17 protein-coding genes are annotated in these 16063 nt (G+C 66.3%); 4 read left to right on the top strand and 13 right to left on the bottom strand.

The window, feature by feature from the left end:
* Window positions 1-58 precede the first annotated feature (58 nt).
* The 5 genes from OIE68_RS20320 to OIE68_RS20340 all read right to left on the bottom strand — a co-directional run bounded on the left by OIE68_RS20320 (window position 59) and on the right by OIE68_RS20340 (window position 4621).
* Complete coding sequence (locus tag OIE68_RS20320; protein WP_327100941.1) at window positions 59-1072, bottom strand: hypothetical protein; 1014 nt, start codon at window positions 1070-1072, stop codon at window positions 59-61.
* Window positions 1065-2258 (bottom strand): ATP-binding protein, encoded by a 1194-nt coding sequence (locus OIE68_RS20325; RefSeq protein WP_327100942.1) that lies wholly within the window; start codon window positions 2256-2258, stop codon window positions 1065-1067. Before OIE68_RS20325 ends, OIE68_RS20320 begins: the two co-directional genes overlap by 8 nt.
* Window positions 2259-2347: 89 nt before the next feature.
* Complete coding sequence (locus tag OIE68_RS20330; protein WP_327101729.1) at window positions 2348-3031, bottom strand: response regulator transcription factor; 684 nt, start codon at window positions 3029-3031, stop codon at window positions 2348-2350.
* 117 nt (window positions 3032-3148) lie between these two features.
* Window positions 3149-3601, bottom strand: coding sequence for a flavodoxin family protein (locus tag OIE68_RS20335; RefSeq protein ID WP_157124579.1), 453 nt, complete (start codon window positions 3599-3601; stop codon window positions 3149-3151).
* 219 nt (window positions 3602-3820) lie between these two features.
* Complete coding sequence (locus OIE68_RS20340; RefSeq protein ID WP_327100943.1) at window positions 3821-4621, bottom strand: hypothetical protein; 801 nt, start codon at window positions 4619-4621, stop codon at window positions 3821-3823.
* A gap of 324 nt (window positions 4622-4945) precedes the next feature.
* On the opposite strand from OIE68_RS20340, the gene OIE68_RS20345 reads away from it, so the two are divergent.
* A complete protein-coding gene (locus tag OIE68_RS20345; RefSeq protein WP_327100944.1) occupies window positions 4946-5629 on the top strand; it encodes a hypothetical protein in 684 nt (227 codons plus the stop codon).
* 276 nt (window positions 5630-5905) lie between these two features.
* Here OIE68_RS20345 and OIE68_RS20350 read toward each other — a convergent pair whose 3' ends face one another.
* The 3 genes from OIE68_RS20350 to OIE68_RS20360 form a co-directional block, all read right to left on the bottom strand.
* A complete protein-coding gene (locus tag OIE68_RS20350) occupies window positions 5906-6433 on the bottom strand; it encodes a hypothetical protein (protein ID WP_419150721.1) in 528 nt (175 codons plus the stop codon).
* A complete protein-coding gene (dapB, locus tag OIE68_RS20355; protein ID WP_327100945.1) occupies window positions 6430-7176 on the bottom strand; it encodes a 4-hydroxy-tetrahydrodipicolinate reductase in 747 nt (248 codons plus the stop codon). Before dapB ends, OIE68_RS20350 begins: the two co-directional genes overlap by 4 nt.
* A gap of 91 nt (window positions 7177-7267) precedes the next feature.
* Entirely contained in the window at window positions 7268-7678 is a 411-nt protein-coding gene (locus tag OIE68_RS20360; RefSeq protein ID WP_327100946.1) for a MarR family transcriptional regulator, read from the bottom strand.
* Between the two features lie 59 nt (window positions 7679-7737).
* Here OIE68_RS20360 and OIE68_RS20365 point away from each other — a divergent pair, with 59 nt between their 5' ends.
* The gene (locus OIE68_RS20365) at window positions 7738-8175 is read left to right on the top strand and encodes a MarR family winged helix-turn-helix transcriptional regulator (protein ID WP_327100947.1); all 438 of its coding nucleotides are present in this window, start codon (window positions 7738-7740) and stop codon (window positions 8173-8175) included.
* Between the two features lie 59 nt (window positions 8176-8234).
* Here the strand turns inward: OIE68_RS20365 and OIE68_RS20370 are convergent, their stop codons facing one another.
* Window positions 8235-9341, bottom strand: a complete 1107-nt coding sequence (locus tag OIE68_RS20370; RefSeq protein WP_327100948.1) for an alcohol dehydrogenase catalytic domain-containing protein — start codon at window positions 9339-9341, stop codon at window positions 8235-8237.
* A gap of 198 nt (window positions 9342-9539) precedes the next feature.
* Here OIE68_RS20370 and OIE68_RS20375 point away from each other — a divergent pair, with 198 nt between their 5' ends.
* Window positions 9540-9935 carry a VOC family protein gene (locus OIE68_RS20375; RefSeq protein ID WP_327101731.1) on the top strand — a complete coding sequence of 132 codons (396 nt, stop codon included), beginning with the start codon at window positions 9540-9542 and terminating at the stop codon, window positions 9933-9935.
* 90 nt (window positions 9936-10025) lie between these two features.
* Here the strand turns inward: OIE68_RS20375 and OIE68_RS20380 are convergent, their stop codons facing one another.
* Both OIE68_RS20380 and OIE68_RS20385 read right to left on the bottom strand, forming a co-directional pair.
* Window positions 10026-11426, bottom strand: coding sequence for a pentapeptide repeat-containing protein (locus tag OIE68_RS20380; protein ID WP_327100949.1), 1401 nt, complete (start codon window positions 11424-11426; stop codon window positions 10026-10028).
* Between the two features lie 49 nt (window positions 11427-11475).
* Window positions 11476-12711, bottom strand: a complete 1236-nt coding sequence (locus tag OIE68_RS20385; RefSeq protein ID WP_327101732.1) for an MFS transporter — start codon at window positions 12709-12711, stop codon at window positions 11476-11478.
* A 79-nt stretch (window positions 12712-12790) separates the two neighbouring features.
* On the opposite strand from OIE68_RS20385, the gene OIE68_RS20390 reads away from it, so the two are divergent.
* Window positions 12791-13120, top strand: a complete 330-nt coding sequence (locus tag OIE68_RS20390; protein WP_327100950.1) for an ArsR/SmtB family transcription factor — start codon at window positions 12791-12793, stop codon at window positions 13118-13120.
* 1 nt (window position 13121) lies between these two features.
* On the opposite strand, the gene OIE68_RS20395 is transcribed toward OIE68_RS20390, so the two are convergent.
* Window positions 13122-14621 carry a hypothetical protein gene (locus OIE68_RS20395; RefSeq protein ID WP_327100951.1) on the bottom strand — a complete coding sequence of 500 codons (1500 nt, stop codon included), beginning with the start codon at window positions 14619-14621 and terminating at the stop codon, window positions 13122-13124.
* 61 nt (window positions 14622-14682) lie between these two features.
* A complete protein-coding gene (locus OIE68_RS20400; protein ID WP_327100952.1) occupies window positions 14683-15993 on the bottom strand; it encodes a pitrilysin family protein in 1311 nt (436 codons plus the stop codon).
* Window positions 15994-16063 lie beyond the last annotated feature (70 nt).

The raw sequence follows: 16063 nt of genomic DNA on the forward strand, positions 1-16063 counted from the left end.
AGACATCAGGTGCCCGACCGGGCACGGTACCGATCAGCCCGGTGGCAACTCGTGACGGCTACGTCGAAACGCTGACCGCACCCGCGGTATCGATCTCGGTGCGCCGATCTCGATCCGGTGCGTTCGCGAGGACCGTGGCCAACACCCGTCGACCCATCGGCAATACCCGCACGGTCACCGAACCGGCATTGGCGGCATCCAATTCCCGGGTCGCCGATTCGATCACCTGCTGGCGCACCCATTTCGGCACCCCGGCGAATCCACCGTCGTCGAGCAACACCACCTCGACCCCGCGCGAACGCGCGCCGCGCGCGGCACTGCTCAGTTCGTCGGTCACCAATTGCGGTGCGCGCAGACCGTCCCGGAGTTCGGCCTCCAGCAGTCTGCACTCTTCGCGTTCGCCCGCGGTGAGTTCGGCGCCGTCGGCGATGCGTTCCAGGATCGGCCGGGCCACCTTGTCGAGCCGAGCCAGCTGCCGATCCCGTTCGCCGTTCTGCGCGGCCATGGTCGCCTCGGCGGCCGCGCGCATAGTCGCCTCCTCGCGCAGCAGCCGCAGCGAGCGCTGCATCGGCCGCATGACCGCCGCACCGATCGAGACCCCGGCCACCGTGGCGATCGGCACGATGGATCCGACCACCACCCGCAGGCCGTTCGTCGCACCGACCACCGCGATCACCGCCGCGATGCCCGCGACACCGCACCACGCCGCACCCAACCGGCCGCGGACCACCAGCACCGCGAGCACATAGGACGCAGCGAATGCCGTCCAGACCTGCGTGGACATGCCGTGGTCGATACCCACGGTGGTCAGCGCCGCCGCGATCGGGCCGGCCGCAGCCACCGCGATGGCGGCGGGCAGCGGCAACGGATCGACCGGGATCACCAGGACCAGCACTCCGGCACCGGCCACCAACACCAGCGCGGTCGCGGCCAGCAGCAGCGGCGATTCGGCGAAATTGCGCACCATATACAGCAGGATCGTGGCCTCGAAGATGACCAGGAAGAGCCAGGCCGAGCGGTCCCGCAGTCCGAGCAGATCGCGCAGGCCGAATTCGTTATCGGTATCAGCCATCGCCACCCCAGACCAAGGTCACCGTGGTCCCCTCCCCGGGTTGGGATTCCACGAATCCGGCGCCACCAGCCAGTTGACGCATCCGGCCGAGGATGCTGACCGAGACGCCGAGCCGATCGGCGGGCACTCGGTCCAGATCGAAACCCGCGCCGTCGTCACGGAATACGACACGGATACCGCCCGCACTGATCGTCACCGTGACGGTGCGCTGCACGGTGCGGCCCGCAACGGTGGCGTGGCGCAGACTATTCCGCGCCGCCTCGGCCAGGGCGGCGGCGATGGTGCCCGCCGCGTGCACCGGCAGGCGCAGGTCATCGAGTCCGGCCCAGCGGCGCGCGGTGAATCGGATACCCGGATTCACCTCGTAGATAGCCGAGCGCAGGAAGCCGATCGCCGATTGCGCGTCCAGTCGGTCGGGTTCGGTATTGGTGCCGCGACATTCGTCGAGTTGTTCGAGCGTGCGTTCGGCCTGACTACGCAGCACCGGCGATTCGGCGCCCGCCCGCGAGGCGTCGAGCAGGGTCGACAGCACCGCGTCGTGGATCAATGCGGCGAAGCGGGCGCGCTCGCGATCCCGTGCCGCAGCCCCGGCCACGGCGGCCGCGCGGCGGCTCGCGATCACCGATTCCCGGTCCACCCGCGCAGCCGCCGCGAGTGCGTAGACGCAGCACCACAGGAACAGCGCGCAGAGGCCGGCGGCCCTGGCGAAATCGCCGATCAGCGACCAGACCGTCGCATCGGGCAACACATACCGGTTCGCCAGTGCCGCGGTAGCCGCACCGACCAGGAGATAGCCGGTGGCCAGCGCCGGACGCCAGGCCAATACGGCCGCCAGCACGCCGAGCGCGAGCACCCGATACATCCACACCGACGTGGTGTCGTTCAACGGCACGGCATAGATGAACGGCATGGTCGTAAGTGCCGCAAGATAACTCACCGCGGCCGAACCGGCCACCACACGAATCGCCCTGCGGCCCATGGTGAACGAGACGACCGCGAGCACCGGGAACCAGCCCAGCGCCAACCCGACCACCAGACTCGCCCACGGGCCGGAGACGAATTTCGCCTGGTCGGCGATATCGGGTAATTCGACGATCGCGCCGATCACACCGGCGATTCCGACGGCCAGGCCCATCCGGCGCAGGATGCGATCCGAGGCCGCCTCGATAATCTTCTCCCTGGACACCGCGGTCCGCCCACGGCGCCACCGACTCGCCCGGAACGGGTCGGCGGAGCTCGCAGTGGTTATTGAGGTGTCCAGCGCGCTGGACGCGGTCATCCGCGGGGATGCCGCTCGGGAACCGGTAGCCATCCGTCCTCTACCGCCCGCTTGTAGAGGTCGGTCTTGGTGGGAGCCGGACGACCCGCATCGGCGTACTTCTGCCGGATGCGCCCCAGATAATCGTTGACGGTCTGTTCGGACAGACCCGTCAGCCGCGCGACGCGGGAGGCCTTCTCACCGGAGGCATAGAGGGTGAGTACCTCTTCCTGGCGCGGGCTCAGACCAACGTCGGACAGTTGCGGATCGCCGTCGATGGCGGCGGCCCAGTCGGTGGTCACCACCTGCTCACCCGAGGCGGCGCGGCGCACCGCCGCGACCACCGTCGGCACATCCTCGGATTTGCGCACCACGCCGAGCACACCGGCCTTCGCCGCGGCGCGCACCAGGAACGCGTTATCCGCGCCGGTGAATACGAGGACCTCGACGCCGCGGTTGCGCAGCGCGCGCACATTGTCTTCGGGCGAGGATCCGTCGGCCAGTCGCAGATCGAGAACGACCAGATCCAGCGGGGCGCTATGCGCCGCCGCCGCAAACAGTTCCGGCACGGTCCCTGCCGTCAGCACCAGATCGAGATCGGGTTCCGGCGCCAGCATCGCGGCAAGCCCGATCGCCACCGATTCGTGGTCTTCGACCAGCCCGATCCGGCGCGGTGCTGTTTCGCCCCCTTCGGCCCACATCACCTCGATACTCCGTTCCCGAGCAAACTCGTCACATCCCCGCCGCTACAACGTCGCCTCGTAGTATGCCCGGATCCGCCGGATACCGGTCAGACACCAAAATTCGGGGGACGCGCATTACCCCATGAGCTGCGCCGCAACGGTCGCGCCGAGTTCCCAGCACTGCTGGATCTCCTCCTTACCGGGCGCGCCCATCACGATGACCGGCGCGGCAACCTGCTCCCAGCCGAGTCCGGTGGTCACGCTGCGCACACCCCGTTCGGCCCCCTCGGTGCCTTCATTGCCGTGCAGATAGAAGCCGAACGGCCGACCGCGCGTCGAATCGAGGCACGGGTAGTAGAACGTGTCGAACGCATGCTTGAGCGCGCCGGACATATAGCCCAGATTCGCCGGGCTACCGAGCAGATAACCATCAGCGGCCAACACATCGCTCGCGGTGACCGCGAGAGCAGCCCTGCGCTCGACCTCCACCCCCTCGATCTCCGGATCCGTCGCTCCCGAGACAACCGCCTCGAACATCGCCTGCATATGCGGTGACGGAGTGTGATGAATGATCAGCAGCCGCGGCACATCCAGCAGCGTACTGCCGCCCTGAACTCGAGTCTGGTCTAAGGGTGCCCGGCTATTGACTGGCGACAAAAATAGGAGGAAAATAAAGGTTTACACCAGAAAATCGGAAGTGCCGAACTGTCGGCGGAGACGTCCAAAGGCATGGGAGACACTTTCGAGGATCTGGCCAGGCCCCCGGCAAGCCAGTCGAATACCGGAGCTGTCAGCGACGACTGAAACTCATGGAGTTCGATGGAGACTACCGGGGACTGCTCTGTGTGGGGGTCTTTGCTCGAGGGCCTGTTCCCCGAAGGGCTTAAATCCGAAGTGCCTTCGATTCCAGTTATTCGTGCGTATCCCGACGACGCACACATCGAGCCCACGAGAATGCACTGATGGCGCAGCCTTCTCTCGATGTTTGCCTCCACCACGGCCACGTCGTGCCCAGCCAGCTGAGATCGGTATTCGGGCATGGCGATCGCGGCCACCGGTCACGCGTCGGCGAGTATGAACATGTGCCTCGGCCAGCGATCGCAGATTCCGGATGGCGCGATCGGTATCGATCAGCGCACTGTGGACAGTGATCGAGCGCCGTGCCGCCTGGGCGCCTCGCGCCATCAGGACCTGCTCGGCAGGATCGTCCGCATCGATCTGATCGAGCATGCCCACCAGTTCCCAAAGCACTTCACTGACCCGTGGCAAGCCCTCATCCGATCCTGCACCGAGCAACAACTTGCCGACACTGCCGCGAAACAACATCGTGCCGATCACGTGATTGACGAACGACACCATCAGCGCGCACCCGAGGAACATCGGAAGAAACACCAAATCGCGCGGAGTGAACTGGAACAGCCCCCACACCAAGCCGAAAGCGGCGGCCGGCGCCAGCAGCACATCCGCGGTCGCGGGCAGCATCAACCGCCCCTCGCCAGCAGCCTCCGGCACCCGCACCGGCTCTGGTGCAGGTTGATATGAGGGCGGATTCGGCGGGTAGCCGTACGAATTCACGATATCCGATTCCGGCAGAGCAGCCAGTCGCAAACCACCTCCAGCCAGTCTTTTACATTCCTTCGACATCGCTGGAGAGCTGCCGACAGCCGCCGAGCGGGAGGTATGGTGGATGTCCGGCCTCGAAACTCTCTCTGCCGCAGCGGATTCAGCATCGAAACGTGCTGCGCCTCGTCGATTTCGCCCGAGCTATACCCGAGCCCTCGCCGAAAATCAATGAGCGGCCGCGCGCACAATCTCAATGGAATGTAAAAAAGTAGCCGCTGGGTAACTCTTCCTCCCTCGACGTGATTGAATCGCGATGGCGGACAACGCGATCTATCAACGGCGAAGATAAGGACTTGCAGGACTTCGGATATGACTGACCCACAAAATCCCACGCCCCAGCACCAGCCCGGCGGCTGGCCGCCGCAGCAGCCACCCGGCGCGCAGCCCGCACCGCCGCCATATGGTGCGCAGCAGGCACCGCAGCCTTACAGCGCGCAACCCGCACCGCCACCGTATGGAGCACAGCCATACGGTGCCCCGCAACAGCATCCGCCGCAGTACGGCGCACCGCAGGCCTATGGACAGCCCGCGTATCCGCCGGCTCCTGGTGGGCATTACCCGCAGCGGCCCCAGAAGAGTGGTGTCGCGCTACCACTGATCCTCGGCGGCGGTTTCGTGGTGCTGATCGTGATCGGCGTCGTCGCCTACTTCATGTTCTCCGGTAGCGGCGGCATCGGTAATTCCAGCGACCCGCGTGAAGTGGCCCAAGCGTTCGTCAACGGCACAGGCGACGAAGACATGATCTGCTCATCGGATCGCAACAAGTTCAAGAATACAAAGACCACAGTTACGGCGACCGCGGTGCCGAAGGTCGACGCGAAATCCACTCTGAAGAGCGTCGATGTGCCTTCGGGCAGCAACGAGGGCACCTTCACGGTGAGTGTGTCGGTGAATGTCAGCGGCCGCAACACTACCAAGAACATCACCTACGACCTGATCAAAGAAGACGGCGACTGGAAGGTCTGTGGCCTGACGAAAGCCCTGACCAAGTAGATCCGTGGCCGAGCATCCGTTCACCGTCATCCCCACTGTCGGTTACGAATTCGCGCGATTCGGCGAGCCGCGCGCTCATCATCGCCGAATACTCGGCGCTTTCGAATCATTCAAACGGAGGACTCCCCCGACCTGACCGACCTGTATGTCGATTCGATGTCGAGGGCATCCAGTTCGTCCGTCGTCCACTCGACGAGATCGTCGACCTCATGACCCAACGCGGTCACCAGGTCGTCGGTCCGTACGGAGGCCCCTATTGTTCGGCAGGGCGGGTGATCAATCCGCGCGGCGTTCGCCTTCGAATTTCTCCAGCGCGACTGCGCGGCGCATGGTTTCGCGGGCTCGGCTGCGGTCTCCGGCGTAGTCGTAGGCGCGGGCGAGGCGGTAGTTGACGCGCCAGTTGTCGGGGTCGGCCTCCCATTCCTGTTTGACCTTGTTGAAGACTTCGTCCGCGGCGGCGCGCTCGATGCGGCCGGAGGGGCGGCGCGGGAGGTTCGAGGTGTCGAGTTCGAGGCCCTCGTCGCGGATGCGGCGGGCCAGGTGTTGGTGCGCCAGGGCCGCACGGACGGTGGCGACGACGATCCAGACGCCGAGCAGCGGCAGGATCAGGACGCCGATACCGATCACGACGGCGGCGAGTTCACCGGAGCCGATGAGGCTGAGCGCGATACGGCCGAGCAACACGAAGTAGAAGCCGAGCACGACGACCAGGGCCGCGACGAATGCGACGACCTTGCGGACGTCGGTACCGCGCGCGTCGGTGTCCGAGCCCTGGTCTTCCGGCTGGACCGGTTCCTGTGTCACAGATCCAGGAACGGGTCGAGCCCGACGGTCAGGCCTGGGCGATTGGCGATCTCGCGGACGCCGAGCAATACGCCGGGGGCGAAGGAGGAGCGGTCGATGGAATCGTGGCGGATGGTGAGGGTTTCGCCCTGGGTGCCGAAGAGCACCTCCTGGTGTGCGACGAGTCCGGCCAGGCGCACCGAATGCACCCGCACGCCGTCGACATCGGCGCCGCGCGCGCCCTCGAGTTCCTGGGTGGTGGCGTCGGGGCTGCGGCCGACTCCGGCCTTGTCCCGCGCGGCGGCGATCAGGCCCGCGGTGCGATATGCGGTACCCGAGGGCGCGTCGACCTTGTTCGGGTGATGCAGTTCGATGACCTCGACCGAATCGAAGAACCGCGCCGCCTGCTCGGCGAACCGCATGGACAGCACGGCGCCGATGGCGAAGTTCGGGGCGATGAGCACACCGGTCTCCGGCCGCCCGGCCAACCAGCCGCGCACCTCGTCGAGGCGCCCCTCATCGAATCCGGTGGTCCCGACGACCGCGTGAATTCCGCGTTCCACCAGGAACTTCAGATTCCCCATCACCACATCGGGATTGGTGAAGTCGACGACCACCTGCGTATCCGACTCGGTGAACGACTCGAGTGAATCGTCCTTGTCGACGGTCGCGACCAACTCCAGATCGTCGGCCGCCTGCACCGCCGCACAGATCGCCTGACCGACTTTCCCCCGCGCACCGAGCACTCCGACCCGAATGGTCACCGCACCTCCTAATTCCACCAACGACCCCGCCAGCCTATCGACCCCTGTCCCCTCCCGGTCCGCTGACCTCCGGTGATCGGCAACACGCCGCTCAGGCGCCGGCCATATTCTCGGCCATCTGCTCCAGCAGGCGAACGGTCTCGACGTACTGGTCGTCGGTGATGCCGTCGAGCATGGCGCGGCGACGCTTGCCGATCAGGGTGAAGGCTTGGTGGTGGGTGGTGCGGCCGGTGTCGGTCAGGGCGAGGGTGCCCGAATCGTCGCTGATGTCCCCGCGATCCACCAGCTGCGCGAGTTGGACGCCCCACTCCGAAGGGTCGTTCCAGAAGGGGGCGAGGCCGTCGCGGACGTCGGCAGCGGGGCGGGGGCCTTCGGCGAGTGAGTTGAGGATCTGCCAGTGGCGGCGGGTCAGACCCGACGCGGCGAGATCGTCCTCGAAGCGGGCGTCGATCCGGCGGTCGAGTTCCTTGAGCCAGTAGCCGATCGGACGTAGTGCTGCCATCGTTCCTCCAAAGCATGTAGAATTACAACTACATGTAATATGACATGAAAGTAGACCGGATGGAAGAGCGCGAGGCGGTGACCGCGGCCGTCGAGGCGGCGATGGTGCGGATCCGACGGCGGCAGACCCGCGGGGCACTCGGCAAAGATTCGCCGGTACCGATCGCGGTGTTCCGGGTGCTGGACGCGGTAGCAGGCGCGAATGCGGACACCGTCGGAACCCTGGCCCCGGCATTGGGCGTCGATCAGCCACGCGCGAGTCGCCTTGTCGCCCAGGCAGTTTCATCCGGCCACCTCGAGCGGGTGGCGGATCAGCAGGACGGCAGGCGAGCCGTCCTACGACTGACCCCCGCCGGACGCGCCGTCGTCACCGCAGCGCGCGACGGCCGCCGCAGCGCGATGGCGGCCGCCATGGCGGACTGGACCGACCGTGAGCGCACCGAATTCGCCCGCCTGCTCGGACGATTCGTCGACGCCCTCGACACGAAGCAAACCTGAATACCGTCGTGGCACACCCGTTTTGGCAACTGCGCACCCCGGGTGGGCACACCGCCAGGCTAATCGAACACAATGACCTGCCGCAGCGCATGCCCGGCAGCGAGTTCGTCCATGGCGCGGTTGATTTCGTCCAATCCGACGTGCGAGGAAACCAGCTTCTCGACAGGCAACCGACCCTCGCGCCACATGCGAACGTACTCCGGGATATCGCGGGAGGGCACCGCCGAACCGAGGTAGCTGCCGATGATGGTGCGGCCTTGCGCGACCAACGCAAGGGGTGAAATGCTTGCACGGGCATCGGGAGCAGGTAGTCCGACGGTGACGGTCGCACCGCCGGGACCTGTTGCGGCAACAGCGGTTTCGAAGGCGCGGACATTACCCGCGGCCTCGACCACGACATCCGCCTGGATGCCCTGTTCCGCGAGTTCGGTCGGTGTATACGCGGCGCTCGCGCCGAGTTCCTTTGCGATAGCAAGCTTTTCCGGCACGGTATCGACGGCGATCACCTCATGCGCACCGAGCGACACCGCGACGAGCACCGCCGCCATGCCGACGCCGCCGAGCCCAACCACCATGATCCGATCTGCCACACCGGGTTTCGCGGAGTTGAGCAGCGCACCACCACCGGTGAGCACCGCGCAGCCCAGTACCGCGGCAACCTCCGGCGGCACATCGGCATCGACCGGAACCACCGATCGGCGATCGACGACGGCGTACGTCGCGAAGGCGGACACGCCGAGGTGATGGTGCACCTCCGCGCCCTCGCGGTGCAGCCGCCGCCCACCGTTCAATAGCTCACCTGCATTATTGGCAACACTGCCCGGCCCACACGGCGTGCGGCCGTCACTGGCACAGCCCGCACACTCCCCACACCGCGGCAGAAAGGTCATTACCACGCGCTGCCCCACCGCGAGATCACTGCCACCGGGACCGATCGCTTCGACGATGCCCGCGGCCTCGTGGCCGAGCAGCATCGGCACCGGTCGCACCCGGTTTCCGTCCACCACCGACAGGTCGGAATGACACAGGCCGGCGGCCTCGATCCGCACCAGCAGCTCACCCGGCCCCGGCTCCCCCAGATCCAGCTCACAGACGGTGATCGGCGCCGACTCGGCGAACGGCGTGGGCGCTGCGATCCGCTCCAGGACCGCCCCTCGAATCTTCATTCCACGACGCTACCGCGCAGCGTCACAGACAGAGAAGCGGGTCACAGCCGGACACGCGGTCGAGGAAACATGGTGCCGATCACTCAGGGTGGCACGGTGGGTAGTGATTCGCTAACCTCGACGCCCGTGACGGTGCTCCCGTAGGCCGCCTTGTACCGAGCCCGGGGTCGGGACCGTCACGACACAAGGAGAAATCCCCTGTCAGTACAGTTCAATCACACCATTGTCGGATGTCGCGACAATCGGGTGTCCGCCGAATTCTGGTCGGACATCCTGGGTTTGGAACTAGGAAAAGAGTGGGGCCCGTTCATCCCACTTCCCACGGGTAACGGAGTCACCTTCGACTTCGCGAACGTGCCGGAACACATCTCCGAAATCCAGCCCCAGCATTACGCATTCCTGATCTCCGAGGCCGAGTTCGATGCGGCCTACGCCAAGATCCAGCGCTACAAACTGGAGCACTGGGCCGACCCGCGCCAACAGGGCGTCAACGAGATCAACCACAATGATGGCGGTCGCGGCGTCTACTTCCTCGACCCCAACGGCCACTTCTTGGAGCTGATCACCGTCCCGTACGGCGGTTGGCCGACGTAGTGCACACCGTCGGGGCAGCCGCCAACCGCAGCTGCCCCGACGGTTGGTTCGTGAAGCCCCACTGGCCTGCTCGCGCGGGTCGGCTGAGCGTCACACCGCGGCGGTCGGCGGCCAGGGATTGGGTTTGACGCTGCTCGGTTTGCGGGTCGGCGCGTCATCCCAATCGAAGTGGTTGCCCACCCAGGCCTTCGGGCGATCGAAGTGGATTTCCTGGGCGGCGAAACGGGTGCCGATAAAGGAGATGTCGCCGAAGAAGTCGCCTTCGGTGAAATCGACTATGCGCCCGCCGAGCACTGTCCGCAGGAACCTGACGCCACCGTGGAACTCGGCCCGCGCGAAGTCCGTTTCGCGGGTGCCTCTGTTTCGTAGTCGATTCGACGCACCTACTCTGGCCTCGTCGAAGGCCGTGAGCGTGGCGTAGAACTGCGCGCCTCTGAATGTGACACGGGCACTCACGAATTCGGCGCGATCGAAGGCGATGTGGTCACCATCGAAGGCGGCACGCTCGAACGAGGTCAGCTCCGCCCGGAACTTCGCGTCCTGGAACGAGGTTCGCGTGCCGAGGAAGCGGGCGCCGCTGCAGTTGGTGCGCGGGCCTTGGAAGCAAGCGCTCTCGAACGACACCGAACCTTCGAATGTGACATCGGCGAAGGTGGTGCCGTTACCTGCCTGTTCGCGCTTTTCGATGCGGCTGGTATCGAACTTCGCGTGGTCGAACAGCGCAGGGCCGTCCCGGAACGTCGCACCGCGGAAGGTGACATGGTGGCCGTCGAAACGCACGCGCTCGAACGTCGTCGGCCCGATGAAGGTCGCCCCGGCGAACGACGTATGCCGCCCCGAGAACACCGCGTCCCGGAAATCGACCTGCTCCAGCACCGCGCCGTTGAAGGTCAGGTTGCACGCGGACCACAGGATGTCCGCAGATGGTCTCAGGTGTTGGGCGATCACGCGGACGATGGCGCGACGCACCTCCCGATCGTTCTGCCGGAACTGGTAGACCCGCTCGACTTTGATCCCGGCTTCGTCCGCCGATTCGGCCCGCGAGACAAGATGATTCGCGCCATCGGCCGGTTCGTACGGCAGCTGCAGATATCCGCACAGCACATCGATGCACTGCTGTCTTCGACTCGGTGCAGAGAACTCATCGGCCACCCCCGCCATCGCATAGACCCCGGCAATCCGCACGGCCACATCCGCATCCCCCAACTGCCGCGCCGCCGCCCCGAACAACTCCGCGAACCGCCCGCGCTCCAGATCCCGCTGGCGCCGATACGCCACCACCAGCGCGACCGCTCCGCCAACCCCGGCGGCCACCGACAGCGCGATCTTGGTGAGGTCCAACTGATTCGGCGTCTCGGCCTTCGCACCCAGCAACCACCACAACAACCACCAGGTCAGCCCGGCAATCACCAATCCACCGACAACCGCACCCAACACCGCGAGCAACAGTGCCGCGCGGTGTAGTCGGTCGCCCAACCGCCCCCATCGCATCACCGCATGGTAGCCGGATCGTCGCTCACCGACTACCCGGCCAGATCAGCTACCCCTGCGCCCCTTGCGTTTTCGCTTCCTGATTCCGACGCAACCCCAACCCCGCCGCCACCAGACAGGCGAGTGCGACCGCACCGACGAACCATGGGAACACTTCGCTCAGCCCCCATTCGGTGGCCGCCCAGCCGGCGAGGATGGTCGGCAGCGCCATGGCGGTGTAGGCGAGCAGGTAGTACGCCGACATGGTCTCGCCGCGCTTGTGTTGCGGCACAACCTCGGACAGATGCCGCAGCGAACCACCGAAGCCGAGTCCGAAGGTCGCGCCGAGCAATACTCCGGCCAGCAGCACCACTACCCAGTTGCCGGTGTGCAATGCGGGCACGGTGAGCACCAACGCCACCGCCATGCCGGTATCGCCGCCGATTGCCGCGCGCCGCGCCGGAATTCCGGTCGCGAACAGCTGAGCCGTGGCGCCGGCCACCGCGGTCGACGCGACGACCGCGCCACCGAAGACCAGATTGTGGATGCCGGTCTCCGCCGAAGCGAGCGACGGATACAGCGACAGCAGCACGCCCAGCACCGACCAGGCCGCCATCACACCCAGCGCGGAGAACCAGAAGTCACCGCGAATCTCCTGCGGCACCGCTGGTTTCGCGATCGTGATGCGTCCGGCGATCCGAGCGGTATGCGGTTCCCGCAATGCGATGACACCGACGCCGATGAGCAGGCACACCACCGTGATGACGACATACGGCATGCGCAGCGGATGCGGCGCGTACTGCGCCAGCAATGCCGAACCCAGAATCGCCACGGCCATACCCACATTGAAGGCAACGCCACTGAGCTGACCGGACCGCGCACCATGTTTCGGCCGCAGATCCAGCAGTGCCGCGGCACCGGCGACCACCGTCGAGCCGACCGCCAGCCCGTGCAGCGCCCGCGCAACCAACAGCATCGCGACATTGTCGGCCAACAGGAACACCACCAGCCCGATGATCATGGTGGCAAATGCGCCGAGCAGCACCGGCTTGCGACCGACCACGTCAGAGATGCGACCGGAGACCAGCACCGCGGCCAGCGCCGCGAATGCGTATACCGCGAAGACGAAGGTCGTCGTGAGCGGCGTGAAATGCCATTCCTTCTGATACATGCCGTACAGCGGCGCGGGCACCCCGGACACGCCGAGCGCCACCCCACTCGCCGCCAGAATCAGCGCGTAGGCCCAGCGCTGAGAGGTCTGCTGGTCGGCCGCCACCGTCATTGTCGCTGCCATCGGAACCCCGATCAGGTAAGTTTGATGATGATCGAACTTCAATAGACGATACAGCCGGTACGATGACCATCAAACCACTGTGAGGTAGATCATGACCGAAACTAAGGAATCGGCCACCGAGGCGCCGCCGGTCGCCTCGTTACCCGCCGTGCTCGGCGCCCTGCAGGATCCGGTGCGGCTGGAGATGGTGCGTCGGCTCAGCAATGCGGGCACCGCGGTGCGTTGCGGTGCGCTCTATGAGGTGATCAACAAGTCGACCGCCACCCATCACTTCAAGATTCTGCGCGAAGCCGGTGTCATCGAGCGACTGATTATCGACGGGCAGACCTGCCAGCGCCTGCGCTCCGAGGACCTCGATAATGCCCTGCCCGGCCTGCTGCCCTCGATCATCGAGGCGGCGAACCGCGCCCAGAGCGCCTGAGTCAACCCGCGGGTGTCGGCAGCACCGACGGCGTGAAATGGAACGTCGGAATTGGCGGCGGCGTGAAGTGGAAGGTCGGAACGGTCGGCGGTGATTTCGGGGCCGTCGGCACCGGAGTTCGCTCATCGCTGTGGAAGGTCTGCGTCTCGGTCTGCTGCAAACCCCACCAGATCGCGAGCGCCGTCAACGCCGCGACCAACAGCACGCCCCCGACATACGCGTCGAACATCCGCCACCGGTACTCCAGCGCCTGCACCAGCAGAATCTCGAGTAGCAATGTCACAACCACAATGCCGACGATCGTGACGAACACCCCGAACGCCGCGGGCTGACGAGCCCAATGCCGTAGCGCGGCAAGCATTCCGACGAGCAGCAGCCCGCCACCGATCACGATGATCACGCTCAGCAGCGCGAACTCCTCCCCCGCACTGCGATCCGACTCGCCGTCGCGCCGCACGACCCACGCACCGAACAGCAGCAGATGCGCCAGCGCGGCACCCACCACCCCGACCAGCACCACGACGTACCCGCCGCGCACATCCTCGGCCGACCAATCCGATCGGAATACCAGCGCACCGATATCGACGACGAAACTCGAGAGCAGCCCGATCGCCAACGCCGACAACGCTTCCGGCCGCCGCAGCAGCCGCTTGCGCATATATCCCTGCGGCAGCTGACTACTCAGCTTCCGGAACACGCCGAACCATGCACCGAGGACACCCACGAACAGCGCCGGTGTCAGCACCCGCATGCCACCCGTGGGAATCCACATCGACAGGGAGACCACGGCGGCCGCGAAGAACCACACCCAAGCGGCCAGCCTGATCAGCGCCCGCCACATGATTTCGGCGAGCAGCCGACGTGCACCCGCATTGCCCGGATTCGAGCCGAGCAGTCCACGCAGCGTCGCGACCGCCTTATCCCTGGTCGCGATGTTCTCGAAGTCCAGCCGCGCGCGGGTCTGCAGCAGTTCGGCATGCGCCGGGTCCTCGGCGAGACCGGCCTCGACGTGGCGTCGGGCCGCATCCGAATCATGTAGTCGCCGATAGGTTTCCGCCGCGTGGGCGTGTGTACCCGCATGTGCGGGGGCGAGTTGCGTCGCCCGTTCGAGAGCATCGCGGGCTTCGGCTCGCGGTTTATCGGAGGTCGCCGCATCGGCGATGACCCGAGCCAGCACCAGCAGGGCGGCGACATTGTCGGGCGCCAACCGGGTCGCCATGCGGGCGTGCCGTTGCGCGTCATCGCGCATGCTGTAGGCGTCGTAGGCCAGGGCCGCGGTCAGATACGCGTCGATGCGCGCCGGATCGGCGGCGATCGCCGCGGTCGCATAGCGCAGCGCCTCGTCCGTCTGATCGAGTCGATAAGCGATGTCGGCCATGCGTTCCAGCAACACCGGATCGTCCGGTTGCTCGACCAGGGCCTCGCCGATGATCCGGCGCGCCTCGTCGAGCCGTCCGAGTTCGACCGCCACCTCGGCACGCCCCAGCGCCGATCCCGTCATATCCACCCCCGATCGGATCGGTGGCCGGCGCGAATCGCACCGGCCACCATGTTGCTCTACCTCAGGCCTCGACCAATCGCCGCACCGCGGCGGGCAAGTCCCGGGTGCGCCGGTACGGTCCGGCCACCGAGGCCGCGAACGGTCGCGCCAGCAGGGTGCGGGCGATCGCGGACACCTCATCGGTGGTCACCGCATCGATGCGCGCCAACGTCTCCGAGACGCTGCGGTGGTTGCCGTAACTCAGTTCGCTGCGACCGATCCGGTTCATCCGCGAGGCCGAATCCTCCAGGCCGAGCACCAGTCCGCCACGCAACGAACCCTTGGCGCGCGCGCATTCCGCATCGGTAATGCCATTGGCGGCAATCTCTTCCAGCACTCCGCTCGCCAGTGTCGAGACCTTGCCGAGGTTTTCCGGCTGGCAGCCGATGTACACCGAGAACGCGCCGGTATCGGCGAAGGTGTCGACACTGGAATACACCGAATACGCCAGCCCGCGTTCCTCCCGAATGCGTTGGAACAGCCGCGAACTCAGGCCACCGCCGACCACGGTATTGAGCACCGACAGCGGCCAGCGCCGCTCCCCCTCGTGCCGCCCGAAGGCGCGCACGCCGAAGACCAGATGTGCCTGTTCGCTGTCGCGATGGCACCAGTTCAGCTCCGGTGCGCTGTGCGGCCGGAAGCGGCCCTCGCGACGGCGGGCCGGCTCGGCGGTCGGGTCGAGCCGGGGCCCGAATGCGCGATGCACCAATTCCACGGTGTGGTCGTGCTCCACATTGCCCGCGACCGCGACGACCATCCGGTCCGGCCGGTAGCGCCGCAGATGGAAGCCGCGCAACTGCGCGGCATTCATCGCCTCGATGGTTTCGATGGAGCCGATCACCGGCCGCCCGATCGGATGATCACCGAAGAGCGCGGACAGGAATGCGTCGCCGACCAGATCCTCCGGATCGTCGTCGCGCATGGCGATCTCCTCGAGCACCACCTGCCGCTCGACATCCACATCCTCGGCCCGGCACAGGCCGTTGAGTACGACATCGGAGACCATATCGACGGCCAGCGGTAGATCCTCGTCGAGGACGTGGGCGTAGTAGCAGGTCTGCTCTTTCGCGGTGAACGCGTTGAGCTCGCCGCCGACCGCGTCCATCGCCTGCGCGATGTCCAGCGCCGAACGCGTCGGAGTCGCCTTGAACAGCAGGTGTTCCAGGAAATGCGCGGCACCCGCGACGGTCGGTCCCTCGTCGCGCGAGCCGACCCCCACCCAGACCCCGATCGATGCCGAACGCACGCCTGGCACATGTTCGGTGACCACGCGCAGCCCGCCGGGTAGTACGGTGCGCCGTACCCCCGCGTCGGTGCCCCGCATCTGGTCCATCCGCAGCTCCAGAGACGAACCCCCCTGCTCGTCGCGGAGCAGAGGGGTTGTCGTCTTCTTCTTCGTCACA

The organism is Nocardia vinacea, from assembly GCF_035920345.1.
Lineage (GTDB): Bacteria > Actinomycetota > Actinomycetes > Mycobacteriales > Mycobacteriaceae > Nocardia > Nocardia vinacea_A.